Origin of the sequence: Tenacibaculum sp. XPcli2-G, assembly GCF_024124505.1 — a bacterium.
Taxonomy (GTDB): domain Bacteria; phylum Bacteroidota; class Bacteroidia; order Flavobacteriales; family Flavobacteriaceae; genus Polaribacter; species Polaribacter mesophilus.
The window spans coordinates 281,773-299,249 of the sequence record NZ_JAMXSH010000001.1 but is presented as its reverse complement, the minus strand read 5'-3'; the positions used below and the strand labels follow the sequence as shown (position 1 = coordinate 299,249).

The following is a 17,477-nucleotide window of genomic DNA, read 5'->3' as shown; positions in this document are numbered from 1 at the left end:
AATTAAGGCTTAATAGTATCGAGTTCTTGTGGAAGCTCAGGCTCTTCTTCAGGCATTAAATGACTAAATAGACGAGCATGTGTTATATAATCTTCAAAAAACTTTTTACCATAATCTTCATCTTTGTCATATCGAGTAATTTGCTGAACTAAGTTTTGATACATGTACAGAGTTGTTTCTAAATTATCGATGATTAAATCAATGTCCTGAGTATTAAATGTGCTATAATACTTTAACTTCTGTTGGAAAATATCAGCTAAGGTTTCGGCAGTTTCTCTAGCTTTATTAATATCACCAATACGATAATACAATTCTGGATAGCCTAAAGAGAAATTGTAGTGATCAAAATCTTTAATAGGCATTTTGTGTAACGATAAATCTAACACGTCTTTTGCATTTACAGAATCTCCTTTTTGTAAGAATTCTTCAGATAAACGAATTAAGTTATTACGTAATGAAATTGCGTTACGCTTACTTTGCTCATCTAGGTAAATTTCTCCGTTATTGATTGTTTTCCAATCCCATTTTTTAACATTGTTATACATTTTTTCAGGATCTATGCGTCCCATGTCAAAAATTGTTCGCCCTTTATTAGATGTTTTTATAGGTACTAATTTGTACGCCATTCCATCTAATTGTAAGTAATCTTTTAGCCAAATGTATTCTTCATCAGCATTTGCACCACCAGTAAAGTAAATAGGTCGCTTCCAGTCGAAATTATTTAAAATGTCTAGCATTAAAAGTCTTGCTTTTGATAAACCTCTATCATCAACAGTAATGTCAATATAATCTACCATTTTATCAGCATCTTTTTGTGCTACTAATCCAGTTTTTAAAGCATTTTCTTTGTTAACAGGAATACGAATTCTGTTGGTTGGATAAAATTTTTCCTTAGCGCCATCTCCTGCGTCTAAATAAGTGGCATCATTATCACTAGCTATCCAACGCATAAAATCTTTTATATTAAGTAAAGAATCTTTTAACTGTGGAAGTGGGTAGTAGTATGCCATATCCAAGGTTCCATACTTGTACTGATCGTGTGTTAACTGTGATGGAATAGGGTCAGCATCGTAGGTTTTCTTTTTCATTTGATCGATGTACCAATCTGTTTGAAAAAGACTTGTATTTACTATTTTAATATCTCTACGTACACCTTCTACTTGCTGCATATACCAAAGAGGAAACGTATCGTTGTCTCCAATAGTAAAGATAATCGCATTCGGGTCACAACTTTCTAGATAGGTTTGTGCATTTAGTTGTGCTAAATAACGGTCAGCTCTATCGTGATCATCCCAATTTTGGAAGCCCATTAACGTAGGAACAGCTAGTAATGATACTACTGAAACAGCAATAGCAATTACCTTTTTAGGAGCATACTTTTTAAAGTAATCATAAAGGGCAAGTACTCCAAAACCAATCCAAATAGCAAAGACATAAAAGGAACCAACTACCGCATAATCACGTTCACGAGGTTCAAAAGGTTTAGGGTTGGTGTAAAATATAATAGCTAATCCTGTGAATAAAAAGAACAGTGTTAGCACATAAAAATTCTTCTTATCTCTATTGAGTTGATATAACAAACCAATAAGCCCTAAAATAAAAGGCAAAAAGAAGTAGGTGTTACGTCCCTTGTTGTTTTTAACATCATCTGGTAAATTTTGTTGAGAGCCTAAGCGAGCTTCATCAATAAAATTAATACCGCTTAACCAGTTTCCATTTTCAATGTCTAAATGTCCTTGAATATCGTTTTGGCGACCTACAAAATTCCACATAAAATAACGCCCGTACATATATCCAAATTGAAAATCAACCATGAATTTTATGTTTTCTAAAAACGTTGGACGTCTTTTACTTCGAGCAGGAATTCCAGCAATACTTTTGTATTGTTGTTCAGAAGCAGGGTTTACCATACGAGGAATAAACCCTTTGTGTTTGCTTGAGTAATTAGGAAGTACATTTTTGTACCTGTTTACAATAACATACTTGCCATCGATTTTTTCGTACTTAGGTTTATCGTCTTTATAAGGATTGTCGGCATCTTGTTCTCTATCATAAGCTACAGAATAGTAATTATCATAAAAAACATTTGCATCACCATATTGTTCACGATTGTAGTATGCTAGTAGTTCACGCGCACTTGATGGGTTGTTCTCGTTAATAATGGTATCAGCATTCGCACGTATTGGTAACATTAACCAAGACGAGAAACCAATCATTATGAATAATACTGAAAGTACTAAAGTGTTTGCAGTAACTAAGTTCTTTTTACGTGTATATTTTAATCCGTAAAAGAATAAAGCTATTAAAACAATTCCAGCTATAATAGTTCCTGAATTATAAGGTAGTCCTACTTGGTTGATAAAGAATAACTCAGCAACACTAAAGAATTTTAAAGTGAAAGGGAATAAAAACTTAAACACAAACGCTAAAACTAGTATTGCAACTAGCGTAGCAATTGCCGTTGTTTTTATGTTGATGTCTTTATATGTTTTGAAGAAATATACCAAAACGATTGATGGAATTACTAATAAAGAAAGTATATGAACTCCAAAAGATAGTCCAACTACAAAGCTAATTAATACCAACCATTTATTTCCCCTAGGAGTATTTAATTCACTTTCCCATCGTAACCCTAACCAAAATAGTAGCGCCATTAAGAAAGAAGACATAGCATACACTTCCCCTTCAACAGCACTAAACCAAAAACTATCTGAAAAAGTATATGCTAAAGCACCTACTAATCCGCTTCCTAATACAGCAATAGCTTCATTATTACCTAACTTTCCATTTTTTATAGCCATTCTTCTAGCTAAATTGGTAATTGTCCAAAACATGAAAAGGATAGTAAAAGCACTTGCCAATCCAGACATAAAGTTGACCATTTTTGCCAACTGACTAGGGTCACTAGTAAACATAGCGAAAAAAGCACCCAACATTTGAAATAAAGGAGCACCAGGAGGGTGTCCAACTTCTAAATTTACAGCAGTTGCGATATATTCTCCACAATCCCATGAACTCACTGTGGGTTCAAGAGTTAAGGTATAAGTGATTAACGCTACTGCAAACGAAACCCATCCTAAAATGATGTTCCACTTTTTATAGTTAAACTCAGTCATAGTTTTTTATCTAGATATAAAGTACGAATGTATTAATTACTAATGATTTTTTCGTTGAAAACAAAAATATAATTTTAACAGTTTCTCTAAAATAAGCTCTCATATAAAATTCTGTTAAATGAAATTTTTGAGGTTGAAAAAGAAGTAAACGAAAAAAAGTACAAAAAATTTGCTGAAATATAATTTTGTTTTATATTTGCACCCGCAATAAGTAATTGGCCTATGGTGTAATGGTAACACACCGGTTTTTGGTACCGATATTCAAGGTTCGAGTCCTTGTAGGCCAACAAAATCCTTACGAACTTCGTGAGGATTTTTTTATAAAAAGTGTTTAATGATTTCTAAATATAAAACTTTGTTTTTATATTTGCACTGTAAACATTGGCCCATGGTGTAATGGTAACACACCGGTTTTTGGTACCGATATTCAAGGTTCGAGTCCTTGTGGGCCAACTAAAAAGTCTTAACTGAATAAGTTAAGGCTTTTTTGTTTGTAACAAATTCATGCAGTAGTCGTCTTCAATTAAAACACTATTATTATGAAACGAATTGCAACCATCTTTTGCTGCCTTTTTGTGTTAAGTTCTTTTGCGCAAAAAGAAAACTTTAAAACATTTTATCAATCTAATAAAGATAGAGCCGAGGTATCTTTAAATATTCCTAGTTTTTTTGCCAATATGTTCATCTCTGATGAAGATACTGATGAGTTTGGAGTTTTCTTAAAGAAATCTAAAAACTATAAAATTATGGTGTTCAATAACAACATGGCTTCAGTACAAAAAGATTTTAAAAAATATGCTCGAAGAAATAATTTAAAAACTTTAGTAAGAGTAAAGGATGGTAAGGAAAGGGTAACGGTGTATTTTAGAGAAACAAAAGATCGTATTAAAGAAATTATCGTCAATGTTCATGATAAAAGTGATGAAATGGTATTATTAGGAATTAAAACCAACCTTACTATGGATGAACTATCGGCTATGGTAGAAGCATCTACAAAAAATAAAAGCATAGCTTCAAATTAAAAAGACTTCTATGTTCCCTATGCGTAGTCGAAGGGAAGTATATAACTTATAAGAAACTCCGACTGTAAAATGTCGGAGTTTTCTTGTTTTTTACCCCACAAGTTCTTTCAAACTTTCCACCACTTTTTTACTGTTTCCAATAAAAATTTGGTTGTCAACAATAAAAACTGGGCGTTTTAAAAATGTATATTCATCTAAAATATACTGTTTGTAATCAGCTTCCGTTAAATTTTGATTCTTTAAATCCATTTCTCGATACAGTTTAGCACGTTTATTAAATAAACTTTCGTAGCTGTCTGTTAACTCGCGCATTGATTCCAGCTGAGCAACTGTAATTGGGTTGGTTTTTATTTCTTGCTTTTCAAATCCGTCAATATTTACTTCTTTTAAAATTCTTCGACAAGTATCGCAAGTTTGTAAAAAATAAACTTTTTTCATCTGTTTACGTTTTTATTGTATTAGCTATAGTTTAGTTTTAACCATTAAATAACAAATACTAGTTATAGGTTTTCATGGCTAAATAGGTATCTTTGAAATAGCTAAAATAAGTAGAAAAATGAACAAACAGTTTGAAGTTTTAAAAAGATCAAGAGACTTAGTTTTAAAAAGAATAGAAGGTTTATCATTAGAACAATTGCATATAACTCCTGAAGGATTTAATAATAACATTGCTTGGAATGTAGCTCATTTAGTAGTTACACAACAACTATTACATTATAAATTGTCTGGATTGGATTGCTTAGCACCTGATGAGTTAATTGAAGGGTACAGAAAAGGAACCTTTCCAACTAAAGATTTTACTGAAGAAGAATTTGAAGAAGTAAAAGAATTATTAATAGGTTTACCAGATACTTTACAAGAAGATTTTGAAGAAGGAATTTTTAAAGAATATCAAGAGTACGAAACCAGTACAGGTTTTGTGATAGATTCTTTTGAAAGTGCTGTAGCTTTTAATAATTTACATGAGGGAATGCACCTAGGAATTATCATGAACTTGAGTAAGTTAGTTTAGTTCTCTAATAATATAATGTTGATTTAAAGTAAGGCAACTATAAATGTTAACAGATGAAATTCAATACGAAAACCATACATGGAGGTCAAAAACCTGAAGAAGCTACAGGTGCAGTAATGCCTCCTATCTTTCAAACATCCACTTATGCACAGTCGAGTCCAGGTGTGAACAAAGGGTATGCGTACTCACGTTCAGCGAATCCCACACGTACTGCTTTAGAGAATGCGCTTGCTGCTCTTGAAAACGGAACACACGGATTTGCTTTTTCTTCTGGTTTATCAGCAATTGATTGTGTGTTACGAACTTTGAATCCGGGTGATGAGGTAATTGCAGGAGATGATATTTACGGAGGAACATATCGAATGTTTACGAACATGTTTGAAAAATATGGATTGAAATTTCGATATGTGGATATGAATGAGGTTATGAATGTAACCAAGACAATTTCTAAAAAAACAAAACTCATTTGGATTGAAACACCGACCAATCCGCTAATGAAAATTGCGGATATTGAGGAAATTACCAAAGCAGTAAAAAATATAAAAACATCTATTGTAGTTGCGGTTGATAACACGTTTGCAACCCCTTATTTACAGCGTCCGTTAGATTTGGGAGTTGATATAGTGATGCATTCGGCAACAAAATATTTAGGAGGACATTCTGATTTGGTGATGGGAGCTTTAATGGTAAAGGATGCTAAACTTGCAGAACAATTACATTTTATTCAGTTTGCAGCAGGAGCTATTGCAGGACCTATGGATTCGTTTTTAGCACTGCGTGGAGTAAAAACCTTGCATTTACGTATGCAGCGTCACTGTGAAAATGGAAAAGCAGTGGCACAATATTTATCAGCACATCCAAAAGTAAGTGAAGTCTTTTATCCAGGATTAGAAAAACATCCAAATCACGAAATCGCCAAAAAACAAATGGATGATTTTGGAGGCATGGTTTCTTTCCGTTTAAAAGATGAAAGTAAACAAGCAGCTTTAACTTTTTTAGAAAATACTAAAATTTTCACCTTGGCTGAATCGTTAGGTGGTGTAGAAAGCTTGGTAAGTCACCCAGTAACGATGACGCATGCATCCATTCCTGAAGAAGAACGTTTGAAAATAGGAATTACCGACTCTTTAATTCGTTTGAGTGTTGGAGTAGAAGATATCGATGATTTACTAGCTGATTTAGAGCAAGCACTTTCTAAATAAAAAAGACAACCAAGAATAAAAATGAAAAAAACCGAAGCTTTGATGCTTCGGTTTTTTTATCCTTTCAAGGATAAAATATACCGTTCAGTATATTTTGTATATATTTGTATCTCAAACTTTTTTGAAAAATGTCTAAATCAGAAAGAACCAAGGCTTTTATAATAGAAACCGTAGCTCCTATTTTTAATAAGAATGGTTATGCAGCCATGAGCTTATCTAAAATTACAGAGGCTACAGGTTTGACTAAAGGAGCCATTTACGGACATTTTGAAAACAAAGAAGAGTTAGCTGTAGAATCGTTTAAGTTTTCAGTAAGAAAAGTACTAAAAGACCTTAATGAAACTGTTAATAAGGGTGAGACACCTTTAAAAATGTTGCTTAACGTAGCGCTTTTTTATGAAGGGTATTATGAATACAATAAGCAATTTGGAGGTTGCCCTATTTTAAACATCGGTGTAGATGCTAATAATCAAAATAAGGTAATTGCTCAACTGGTTCAATCGTACAATCACAGAATTTTAGAACAGTTTTCTATACTCATTGAAAAAGCAAAAGAAGCCAATGAGATTAAAAATTCAATAGATAGTATGTTATATGCTAAACGCTTTTTTTACATGATTGAAGGAGCGGTATATATGACACATATAATGAAAGATGACTGTTATTTAAAAGATGTATCTACAGTACTACAACAAATTATAAAACAAGAATTACAGAAATAACTATTTTTTTAATCAAAAATATACCGAACGGTATATTTTAAACTTAATACCATGGAAATACCAAAAATTTTAGAAAGCAAAACAAAAATCAGATTTCAAGATTGCGATCCTTTTAATCATTTAAATAATGCATCTTATTTTAATTACCTTATCAATGCAAGAGAAGATCAGTTGATCGCTAATTATAATTTAGATATTTACCAACACGGAAAAGAAAGAGGAAAGAGCTGGGTGGTAGGTTCACATCAAATAGCTTATTTAAAACCAGCAACCTTAATGGAAACAGTAACGATAGATTCTCAGTTACTTAATTATGGAGAAAGAAATTTGTTAGTTGAAATACGCATGTGGAATGAAGAGAAAACAGCCTTAAAAGCGATACTCTGGAGCTCTTTTGTGTATTTTGATCTGATAAAATTATCAACAGCAAAACACTCAGAAGATTTACTAGAGTTGTTTGAAAATGCTGTTCTACCAATAGAACAAACTAGTTTTGAAGAAAGAACGAAAAGTTTTCGATATCAAAAAGTGTCATAATAAAAAAGACCTGCATTTTGCAGGTCTTTTTTATTTATTGCAAAAGCTAAAATTATTTAGCAGCTGCATATCTTCTTTCTACTTCGTTCCAGTTGATTACTTTAAAGAAAGCTTCGATATAATCAGGACGACGGTTTTGGTAGTTTAAGTAATAAGCGTGTTCCCAAACGTCTAATCCTAAGATAGGAGTTCCACCACAAGTAACACCTGGCATTAATGGGTTGTCTTGGTTAGGAGTAGAGCAAACTTCTACTTTTCCTCCTTTGTGTACACATAACCAAGCCCATCCTGAACCAAATTGTGTAGCAGCTGCTTTAGAAAAAGCATCGATAAACGCTTCTTTTGAACCAAACTCAGCTTCGATAGCATCTTTTAATTCTCCAGATAAATATCCTCTATCTTCTGGGTTCATTACTGTCCAGAATAAAGAGTGGTTGTAAAAACCACCACCGTTATTACGTACAGCAGCGTTGTTCATATCTAAGTTAGTTAAAATATCTTCGATAGATTTTCCTTCTAAATCAGTACCCTCAATAGCAGCATTTAATTTAGTAGTATATCCGTTGTGGTGCTTGCTATGGTGAATTTCCATAGTTCTAGCATCTATATGTGGTTCTAAAGCGTCGTAAGCGTATCCTAATTCTGGTAAGTTAAAAGCCATAATTATTTGTTTTTTAATAGATTAATTTTTTCGTTTTTCCGAATGTAAATTTAACCCAAAAAAATAAGGCAAACAACTGTTTGCCTTATGGATAATTTATTTGAGTATAAATAATAACTATTGTTTAATTTTTGACTTGATGAATAGTAGCAAGGTAATAACTCCTATTATTTTTGAAATAATAATAGCTAAATGCCAATAACTCACGACAAAATATGTGTCATGTATGTTAATAGCTAGGTTTTTATCTTTAAAAAAAGAACCTATTGCTAATATTAAACAGATTAATATTACAAGCCATTTTATCACTATTAATAGTTTGGTTTATCATCAGATGAAAATTTAGTCATAAATTCTTCCGCTTTTTCAACCATTTGTATACTTCCACAATAAAAAGGTACACGTTGGTGTAGTTCGGTTGGTTTAATATCTAAAATACGAGTAAACCCATCAGAAGCTTTACCTCCTGCTTGTTCACAAATAAAAGCCATCGGATTACATTCGTATAACAAGCGTAATTTTCCTTTTGGAGTTATAGCAGTAGCAGGGTAAATATATACACCACCTTTAATCATGTTTCTATGGAAATCTGAAACTAACGACCCAATATAACGCGCTGTATACGGACGGTTATCTGCTTCGTTTAATTCTTTACAGTGAATTAAGAAACGTTTCATTCCTTCTTGGAAATGTGTGAAATACCCTTCGCTTACTGAGTAAATTCTACCAATTTCAGGATAACTCATGTTTGGGTGCGATAAGTAAAAAGTACCAATAGCAGGATTTAACGTAAATCCATTCACTCCATTACCAGTAGTAAAAACTAACATGGTTGAGGTACCGTAAGCTACATAACCAGCGGCTACTTGCTCACTACCTTTTTGTAAGAAATCTTCTTTGGTAACAGGAGTTCCCACAGGAGAAATTCTTCTGTAAATAGAAAAAATAGTTCCTACAGAAACATTTACATCAATGTTAGATGATCCGTCTAAAGGATCCATTAACAACACATATTTATTTTCGTTGGCTTTGTTTTGACCTTCAACCACAACAAAGTCGTCTTCTTCTTCACTAGCAATACCACAAACAATTTCACGATTAATCAATGTTTGTTTAAATAAATCGTTGGCTAAAACATCTAGTTTTTGTTGTGCTTCACCCTGTACATTAATATCACCCGCAGCTCCAGTAATATCAACCAATCCTGCTTTTCTAATTTCGTGGTTTACTACTTTAGCAGCTAAACGGATAGAATTTATTAAACGAGATAATTCACCAGAAGAATATTTAAAGTCTTTTTGTTTGCTGATGATAAACTCACCCAGCGTCATATGCTTGTTACTCATGTCAAATTTTTGTGTTGTGCGTACAAAGATGCCAACTTTTATTTAGTATTTTAAAATTTTCAACAAAAAAATATGATGTGTTTTAATTTTTCATTTGTTTTATCAGAAAGTTTTAAGAGAACTATCTTTACCAAAAAAAGTAAGAAATGAGTTTTATTATCAGACCTGGAGAGCAAAAAGATGCTCAAGCTATATTAGATTTAATCGTTGAATTAGCTGTTTTTGAGAAGGAACCCAACGCGGTTAAAATTACGGTAGAAGATATTATTAAAGATGGATTTTCTGAAAAACCGAAGTTTAAAACCTTTGTTGCAGAAGAAGATAATAAGATTATAGGTATGGCGTTGTTTTATGAACGCTATTCTACATGGAAAGGAAAAGCAATTCACTTAGAAGATCTAATGGTAACTCAATCTAAAAGAGGTATTGGTGCCGGAAAAGCATTGTATAGTGCTGTTATGAATTATGCGCATGAAAACAATTGCAAAAGAGTGGCGTGGGAAGTATTAGATTGGAATACAGGAGCTGTTGATTTTTACAAAAGTACAGGCGCAACGGTATATGATGAGTGGAGAGTGTGCCATATGAATGAACAAAGCTTAGAACAATTTTGTAATGAGAATATTTAAGTTTGGAGGAGCATCAGTAAAAGATGCTAGTGGAGTAAAAAATGTTGCAAAAGTATTGCAGCATGAAGGTACAGAAAATACGTTGGTTGTAATTTCTGCCATGGGAAAAATGACCAACGCTTTTGAGCAGGTGGTTAATGATTATTTCTATAAAAAAGAAAGTCTTAAAGATTCTTTGAGTTTTGTAGAAGGCTTTCATCAAAATATGTTGAACAATTTGTTCAGCACAAACCATGAAGTATATAATAAAGTAAATCATTTGTTTGGTGAATTGAGTGGTTTTATGGCTCGAAATACATCCAAAGATTATAACTACGTATACGATCAAATGGTTGGTTTTGGAGAGTTATTATCTACCACTATAGTAAGTGCTTATTTATCTGAAATAGGAGTAGAGAACCAATGGTTAGATGTAAGAGAGTACATAAAAACTGACGGTACTTATCGTGATGCTAAAATTAATTGGGAGCAGACACAACAACAAATTCAAGAAAAAGTAGATGTATCTAAATTAAATATTACACAAGGATTTTTAGGAGGGTTTGGTACAGAAACAACAACGTTAGGAAGAGAAGGATCTGATTATACCGCAGGTATTTTTGCTTATTGTTTGGATGCTGATAGTGTTACTATTTGGAAAGATGTTCAAGGAGTATTAAATGCTGATCCTAGAGTATTTTCAGAAACAGCTTTGTTACAAGAAATTTCGTATACCGAAGCTATTGAAATGGCATTTTACGGAGCCTCAGTAATTCACCCAAAAACAATTCAGCCATTAGAACAAAAAAACATTCCGTTATATGTGCGTTCGTTTGAAGATGTTACAAAATCTGGTACATGTGTTGGGAGAGGGAAAAAAATAACACCAGAAGTTCCTTGTTTTATCGTAAAGAAAAATCAAATTTTAGTAGCAATTTCAGCAAAAGATTTCTCTTTTATGGTAGAAGATAATATTAGTGATGTTTTTAAGAAGTTACACGACTATAATTTAAAAGTAAACCTAATTCAGAATTCAGCGATTAGTTTTTCTGTTTGTATAGAAGATAAGTACAATAATTTTGAGAATTTTTACAATGATTTAAAAGGCGCTTATAAAATTAGAGCTTATAAGGATACTACTTTATACACAATTCGTCATTTTAATGATGAAGCGATAAAAACAATAAGAAAGCGAGGAAAATCAATCATTCGTCAAATAAATACTGAAACTGCACAGTTAGTGATTCAAGAAAACATGTAAAGCTTGCAAAAAATCGATTATATTTGCAGTTATGTCAATTGATAACTATGTATGGGATTAGTAACACCTAAAGAAGTTGCAAAAGCAATAGGAGCCGACAAGTTCGGCGTTTTCGGAACGTTTTCAGGTTGGTTGCTGATGAAAGTTTTGCGAATTTCTACCGCCAATGAAATTTATAACAAGCACAAGCACAAAAAAGATTTACCTTTTTTAAATGGTTTGCTTGATGAGTTTCAAATAGAGTTTGAAATTCCTGAAGAAGACTTAAAACGTATTCCTAAAGAAGGACCTTTTATAACAATTTCTAACCATCCGCTTGGAGGGATAGATGGTATTTTATTATTAAAACTCTTATTAGAGCATAGAACTGATTACAAGATTATAGCAAATTTTTTACTGCATAGAATAGAGCCTTTAAAGCCTTATGTAATGCCAGTAAATCCTTTTGAGAATCATAAGGATGCTAAATCGAGTGTAGCAGGAATTAAAAATGCCTTATTACATTTAAGAGAAGGAAAGCCGTTAGGACTTTTTCCTGCAGGTGAAGTATCTACGTATCGTGATGGAAAGCTAATGGTTGATAAAGAATGGGAGCAAGGGGCTGTACGCTTGATAAAAAAAGCGAAAGTACCTGTTATTCCTATTTACTTTCACGCTAAAAATAGTCAGTTGTTTTACACATTGTCTAAGATTAGTGATACGCTAAGAACAGCAAAGCTTCCGTCAGAATTATTATCTCAGAAAAATAGAGTTATCAAAGTAAGAATTGGTAAACCAATTTCAGTAAAAGACCAAGATTCATTTACTGAAATACCTGATTTTTACCAGTTTTTACGTAGAAAAACGTATATGTTGGCGAATCCGTATGAGAAAGCATCTCCGAAAATATTGTCAACACACAATTTAAAAATTCCGAAGAAAGCCAAAAAAATCACTTCTCAAAAATCACCAGAGTTATTTGTAAAAGAAGTTGACGCTTTACGAGAAAAAGGAAGTAGATTATTACAGAGTAAGAACTACGAGGTGTTTTTTGCAAGTGCAAAAGAGATACCAAATATTTTACATGAAATAGGGCGCTTACGTGAAATTACCTTTAGAGAAGTAGGAGAAGGAACAAATAAACCTATTGATTTAGATAGGTTTGATAAATATTATCACCACTTATTTTTATGGGATGACCAACAAAACAGATTGGTTGGAGCCTATAGAATGGGCTTAGGAAAAGATATTTTTAAGAAACACGGAATAAATGGTTTTTATATTCAAACATTATTTAGAATAGAGCCAGAATTGTATCCAATGATGGAAAAAACCATTGAAATGGGACGTGCCTTTATTATTAAAGAATATCAACAAAAACCAATGCCATTATTTTTATTGTGGAAAGGGATTGTACATGTTACATTACGTTACCCAGAACATAAATATTTAATGGGAGGAGTAAGCATAAGTAATCAGTTTTCTGAATTCTCAAAATCGTTAATGATTGAGTTTATGAAATCTCATTATTACGATCCGTATGTGGCACAATACATTCGTCCGAAGAAAGAATTTAAAGTAAAATTAAAAGATGCTGATAAAGACTTTGTGTTTGATGCTACTGAGGCAGACATGCAAAAGTTTGATAAAATTATTGACGAGCTTGAGCCAGGAGAATTACGTATTCCGGTATTAATTAAAAAGTATGTGAAGCAAAATGCTCGTTTAGTTGCATTTAATGTAGATCCGAAGTTTAATAACGCTATTGATGGGTTAATGTATATAAAGGTAGCAGATATACCAGAAAGCACTGTAAAACCTGTTATGGAAGAATTTCAAGAAGAATTAGAACGTCGCGCAGCAGAGAATTTAAATAAGTAGAGGCCAAGTTAAAAATAGCATAAACTAAAAAAGCATCGTACTATTCAGTAGTACGATGCTTTTTTAGTTTATGTAAAAGATAATTACTGTTATTTCATAAATTTACTAACTTCTCTTACAATATCGTTTCCGTTAGCAAATAATAATAAGGCAATTAATAAGATAAATCCTGTAATTTGAGCATATTCTAAGAACTTATCACCTGGTTTTTTACCTGTAATCATTTCCCATAAAGTAAACACCACGTGACCACCGTCTAGAGCAGGAATTGGTAGTAAATTCATAAATCCTAACATGATAGATAAGAATGCTGTAATGTTCCAAAATGCTTGCCAGTTAAACTCTGAAGGAAATATACTTCCAATAGAAATAAACCCACCTAAACCTTTATAAGCACCTGTACTAGGGTTTAAAATCTTTTTCATTTGCTTAATATAGTTGGTTAAGGTTGTCCATGCTTTTTTGGTACCAGCTGGAATAGCTTCTCCAAAAGAATAAGTTTTTTCAGCTAAATTGTAATACCCTAGCTTTTCTAAATCTGTTAAAGGTAAGTTTGTAGCATAAATTCCTAGTTTTCCTTCGTCAGAAACTTTAGCAGGAATAGTAATGTTTTGGCTATTTCGTTTAACAGTAACATTTATTTCCTGTCCTTTTTTACTTTCTAAAATTACTTGAACTTGATCAAAATAAGGAGTAGAAACGCCATCAATAGCGGTTATAATATCTTTCTTTTGTAACTCACTTTTGCTATTTGGAGAGTCTTCAGGAACTTGTCCAATTACAAAAGGTTGCCTGTACATTATAAAAGCTCCAGCATCTTTGCCTCTATCAACTAATTTCGAGATAAAATCTGTAGGAATTTCTTTTTCAAGAACAGTTCCGTTTCTTTCTATTGTGTAATTAGTACCATTGATGAACTCTAAAGGAAGCTCTCCGAACTTCTCAATTTTTTGTCCGTCAATAGTTAAGATTTTATCTCCTGTTTCTAAACCTAAATCTTTTCCTAATTGATCTTGAACCCAAACGCCATCTTTTAAGCTTTCATTCGGTAAGTATTTCTCACCATAAGCCCACATTAAACAGATGTAAATTAAAATACCAAGTATGAAGTTTACAATAACACCACCTAACATAATAATTAAACGTTGCCATGCAGGTTTAGAACGAAATTCCCAAGGTTGCGCAGGTTTTTGCATTTGTTCAGTATCCATACTCTCATCAATCATTCCCGCAATCTTCACATAACCTCCTAACGGAATCCAACCAATACCATAAACAGTTTCTCCTACTTTCTTTTTAAATAAAGAGAATTTATAATCGAAAAACAGATAGAATTTTTCTACTCGGGTTTTGAATAATTTGGCAGGAATAAAGTGTCCTAATTCGTGCAAAACGATTAAGAGCGATAAGCTTAAAATAAACTGTGATGCTTTTATTAAAATCTCCATAAATGGTGTTCGTCTAAATTTAAAATCTGACAAATGTACGTTTTTAACAACAGTTGTAAAAGTTTGCACGTAAGTTAGCCTTTGGTTTTAACAAAGTTTTTAGGATAGTGGTTTATAAACGCTGTTTTTAGTCGTATTTTTGTAGAAAATTTTAGTACTGTGGATATTAAATTCTTTAAAAAATCAAAAAGCACCTTAATTTTTATTTTAGTTTTTTGTGCTATTGGAGTTCCTGTTTTTTATCATTTGGTAAAAGTTGATAACAAACTGCCTATTTATAACCCTGCTGATATTAACCCTAAATTGGTGGATGCTTCTGTAAGAAACAGAACAAAAAACCATAGAGTAGGTGAGTTTAGCTTAATTAACCAGAATGGAGATACGATTACGAATGCTGATTATAAAGGAAAGATTTATATAGCCGATTTCTTTTTTACCCGTTGTCAAACTATTTGTATTGCGATGGCGTATAATATGAGTGAGTTGCAAGAGCATTATAAAAATGATGACGACATCATGTTTTTATCACACTCCGTGACTCCAGTAATGGATAGCGTTCCACAATTACGAAAGTATGCAACTGAAAAAGGAGTGATTGATGGAAAATGGAATGTAACAACAGGAGAAAAGAAACATATTTACAACTTAGCACGTAAACACTATTTTGCTGTATTGGATGAAGGAGATGGCGGAGAAAGCGATTGGGTTCACACAGAGAATTTTGTGTTAATTGATAAAGAAGGACGCATAAGAGGTTCGTATGATGGAACTAAAAAAGAAAATATGCAGAAAATTATTGATGATATTACACTGCTTAAAGAAGAGTATAAAAAGTAATTTGTAGAGGAGGTTTCTACAAAAGACACATATGAGTTGAAAAAAAGACCTTGATGTTTTTACAAAAACATCAAGGTCTTTTGGTTAAAACGTCTTGATGAGTTTTACTTCCTATTTCCATCCCCATCAAAGTTCTTATTTATTTCTTGTTCGGTTTTAACAACAGATACGGCTAATGATAATAACATAATTGCCATAGGTTGCCATGTTAATTCTTTTGATATAAAGGCTAAAACCAACGAAGCAACCAAAGAAACTGCTGAATACTTCATAAACTCTTTAGTGAAAAAAGCATTAGCAAATTGCCAAATAGTATCATTTTTCATAGTTTTATTAGTACGATACCCATAAATAGCATTGATTTTTTTAGGAGGGAAAAAATGAAAAATAATACTGAATAAAAAAAGCAATCCGTTTATAGAAAGCACATAATAAAATGGATTCATGGTTTAATTTTTAATAGAATTTATAATTCCTTTTAACAAGGTATTTACGTCTGCGTTTTTGGTAAGTCCTGTACGAACTACAACCAAATCTTGACTAGGCAAAATAAATACATTTTGACCTTTATATCCGTTAAAAGAAAACATATTTTTTGGAGCATCAGGATAACGCCCACCAGCATTTAACCAAATTTGTGCCCCATACCAACCATCTGAAGTAGGAGTAGGGGTTGTAGCATAACTTACCCAGTCTTTATCAAACAAATGCTCTCCATTCCATTCGCCATTATGTAGATATAATAAGCCTAGTTTAGCCCAATCTCTTGCTGTTGCCCAAGCGTATGAAGATCCTACAAAGTGATTGCTCATATCAGTTTCAACAATCATTGAGTTCATTCCTATTTTATCAATTAAACCACTATACCAAAAATCAAGATACTCTTGGTGTGTGTCGAATTTTGTTCGTAAAATACCCGATAACAAATTAGAGGTTCCAGAAGAGTAGTTCCAAGTTTCGTTTGGTTTTCCTACAAATGGTTTGTTTACTTGAACTTTGGTCATGTCTTTTTCTAGAAAAAGCATCTTGGTAGCGTCTGAAATACTATTATAATCTTCGTTCCATTCCAAACCAGAATTCATTTGTAATAAATTATGAATCGTAATGTTTTTTCGATCGTCATTTTCCCATTCAGAAAATAAATTATCTTCTTGAACATTAATTTTTCCTTGACATTTTAAAATCCCGAACAATGTTCCTGTAATACTTTTGGTCATAGACCAACCTAACTGTTTTGATTCTTTGGTAAAACCAGTATCATATTTTTCAAAAATAATCTTGTCTTTATATACCACTACTAGTGAGCGTGTTTGATTTCTATCATTAAAAATAGTATCAATAGTTTCGTTTAGTTTTGTATAATCAATGTTAGCGAAAATAGTGTCCTTATGATCTGCATTTCCATAAGGAAAAGGAGTGATATTATCAGGTTCAGAACGTTTTGGAGTAAGTTGAGGTTTGGTAATATCAAAATCATTAGTAACCAAAACAGCTCCAAGGCCTTCTCTATAAATAGCTTTTCTTTTTAGCAATCCATATACAGAACCAGTAGCTGATTTTTCTTCTGTATTAATTTTATCAGAAGTAATATTTATGGGAGAAAAATTATTGTCATTAGCATCGGTAAAAGCTAAGCTTCTTCCTGCTAGAAATACTGATGAAGCGGTATTTTTAGCGGAGTATCCTGCCAAAATATTTAACTTCGGATAGTTGTAAAAAACAGCAATTGTTAAAGCAATTAAAACGAGTAAAAGAATTCTTTTTAAATTTTTCATGGAATGGGTTTCTAGCAAATGTAAGAATTTAATTGTTTGATGTTTGTATTTAAAACGCAAGCCCTACCTT

At 32.4% G+C, this 17,477-nt stretch carries 16 protein-coding genes and 2 tRNA genes; 11 read left to right on the top strand and 7 right to left on the bottom strand.

The genetic code is table 11. The features are described from left to right. Positions 1-2: 2 nt before the first annotated feature. Complete coding sequence (locus NH341_RS01330; RefSeq protein WP_239178390.1) at positions 3-3,116, bottom strand: DUF2723 domain-containing protein; 3,114 nt, start codon at positions 3,114-3,116, stop codon at positions 3-5. Between the two features lie 216 nt (positions 3,117-3,332). Between NH341_RS01330 and NH341_RS01325 the strand changes: the two genes are divergently transcribed. The 3 genes from NH341_RS01325 to NH341_RS01315 all read left to right on the top strand — a co-directional run bounded on the left by NH341_RS01325 (position 3,333) and on the right by NH341_RS01315 (position 4,138). After that, a tRNA-Gln gene (locus NH341_RS01325) sits at positions 3,333-3,403 on the top strand. A 95-nt stretch (positions 3,404-3,498) separates the two neighbouring features. Further along, positions 3,499-3,569 (top strand) — tRNA-Gln (locus tag NH341_RS01320). Positions 3,570-3,655: 86 nt separating this feature from the next. Then, positions 3,656-4,138 carry a DUF4252 domain-containing protein gene (locus NH341_RS01315; RefSeq protein WP_253055498.1) on the top strand — a complete coding sequence of 161 codons (483 nt, stop codon included), beginning with the start codon at positions 3,656-3,658 and terminating at the stop codon, positions 4,136-4,138. A 90-nt stretch (positions 4,139-4,228) separates the two neighbouring features. Here NH341_RS01315 and NH341_RS01310 read toward each other — a convergent pair whose 3' ends face one another. Beyond that, complete coding sequence (locus NH341_RS01310; RefSeq protein WP_159488909.1) at positions 4,229-4,576, bottom strand: arsenate reductase family protein; 348 nt, start codon at positions 4,574-4,576, stop codon at positions 4,229-4,231. A 118-nt stretch (positions 4,577-4,694) separates the two neighbouring features. On the opposite strand from NH341_RS01310, the gene NH341_RS01305 reads away from it, so the two are divergent. The 4 genes from NH341_RS01305 (at position 4,695) to NH341_RS01290 (ending at position 7,611) form a co-directional block, all read left to right on the top strand. Continuing rightward, the gene (locus NH341_RS01305) at positions 4,695-5,150 is read left to right on the top strand and encodes a DinB family protein (protein WP_253055497.1); all 456 of its coding nucleotides are present in this window, start codon (positions 4,695-4,697) and stop codon (positions 5,148-5,150) included. A gap of 53 nt (positions 5,151-5,203) precedes the next feature. Beyond that, a complete protein-coding gene (locus NH341_RS01300) occupies positions 5,204-6,352 on the top strand; it encodes a cystathionine gamma-synthase (protein ID WP_253055496.1) in 1,149 nt (382 codons plus the stop codon). Positions 6,353-6,480: 128 nt separating this feature from the next. After that, positions 6,481-7,074 (top strand): TetR/AcrR family transcriptional regulator, encoded by a 594-nt coding sequence (locus NH341_RS01295; RefSeq protein WP_253055495.1) that lies wholly within the window; start codon positions 6,481-6,483, stop codon positions 7,072-7,074. A 51-nt stretch (positions 7,075-7,125) separates the two neighbouring features. Then, the gene (locus tag NH341_RS01290; RefSeq protein ID WP_253055494.1) at positions 7,126-7,611 is read left to right on the top strand and encodes a thioesterase family protein; all 486 of its coding nucleotides are present in this window, start codon (positions 7,126-7,128) and stop codon (positions 7,609-7,611) included. A gap of 52 nt (positions 7,612-7,663) precedes the next feature. Here the strand turns inward: NH341_RS01290 and NH341_RS01285 are convergent, their stop codons facing one another. Further along, the gene (locus NH341_RS01285) at positions 7,664-8,272 is read right to left on the bottom strand and encodes a superoxide dismutase (RefSeq protein WP_125066473.1); all 609 of its coding nucleotides are present in this window, start codon (positions 8,270-8,272) and stop codon (positions 7,664-7,666) included. Between the two features lie 311 nt (positions 8,273-8,583). Next, the gene (fbp, locus tag NH341_RS01280) at positions 8,584-9,618 is read right to left on the bottom strand and encodes a class 1 fructose-bisphosphatase (RefSeq protein ID WP_253055493.1); all 1,035 of its coding nucleotides are present in this window, start codon (positions 9,616-9,618) and stop codon (positions 8,584-8,586) included. A gap of 146 nt (positions 9,619-9,764) precedes the next feature. On the opposite strand from fbp, the gene NH341_RS01275 reads away from it, so the two are divergent. The 3 genes from NH341_RS01275 to NH341_RS01265 are packed head-to-tail and all read left to right on the top strand — an operon-like array spanning position 9,765 to position 13,347. Beyond that, the gene (locus NH341_RS01275) at positions 9,765-10,247 is read left to right on the top strand and encodes a GNAT family N-acetyltransferase (protein WP_125344038.1); all 483 of its coding nucleotides are present in this window, start codon (positions 9,765-9,767) and stop codon (positions 10,245-10,247) included. Continuing rightward, a complete protein-coding gene (locus tag NH341_RS01270) occupies positions 10,234-11,487 on the top strand; it encodes an aspartate kinase (RefSeq protein ID WP_253055492.1) in 1,254 nt (417 codons plus the stop codon). The genes NH341_RS01275 and NH341_RS01270 overlap by 14 nt, the downstream gene beginning before the upstream one ends. Before the next feature lie 51 nt (positions 11,488-11,538). Next, the gene (locus tag NH341_RS01265) at positions 11,539-13,347 is read left to right on the top strand and encodes a lysophospholipid acyltransferase family protein (protein WP_047788198.1); all 1,809 of its coding nucleotides are present in this window, start codon (positions 11,539-11,541) and stop codon (positions 13,345-13,347) included. An 89-nt stretch (positions 13,348-13,436) separates the two neighbouring features. Here NH341_RS01265 and rseP read toward each other — a convergent pair whose 3' ends face one another. Then, positions 13,437-14,795: an RIP metalloprotease RseP gene (gene rseP / locus NH341_RS01260; protein WP_159488923.1), complete on the bottom strand. Its 1,359-nt coding sequence runs from the start codon at positions 14,793-14,795 to the stop codon at positions 13,437-13,439. A gap of 159 nt (positions 14,796-14,954) precedes the next feature. Here rseP and NH341_RS01255 point away from each other — a divergent pair, with 159 nt between their 5' ends. After that, positions 14,955-15,632 (top strand): SCO family protein, encoded by a 678-nt coding sequence (locus tag NH341_RS01255; protein WP_239178408.1) that lies wholly within the window; start codon positions 14,955-14,957, stop codon positions 15,630-15,632. A gap of 104 nt (positions 15,633-15,736) precedes the next feature. Here NH341_RS01255 and NH341_RS01250 read toward each other — a convergent pair whose 3' ends face one another. Together NH341_RS01250 and NH341_RS01245 are read right to left on the bottom strand one after the other, a co-directional pair. Further along, complete coding sequence (locus tag NH341_RS01250; RefSeq protein ID WP_239178410.1) at positions 15,737-16,078, bottom strand: SdpI family protein; 342 nt, start codon at positions 16,076-16,078, stop codon at positions 15,737-15,739. 3 nt (positions 16,079-16,081) lie between these two features. Then, the gene (locus NH341_RS01245) at positions 16,082-17,407 is read right to left on the bottom strand and encodes a serine hydrolase (protein ID WP_253055491.1); all 1,326 of its coding nucleotides are present in this window, start codon (positions 17,405-17,407) and stop codon (positions 16,082-16,084) included. Between the last annotated feature and the right edge of the window lie 70 nt (positions 17,408-17,477).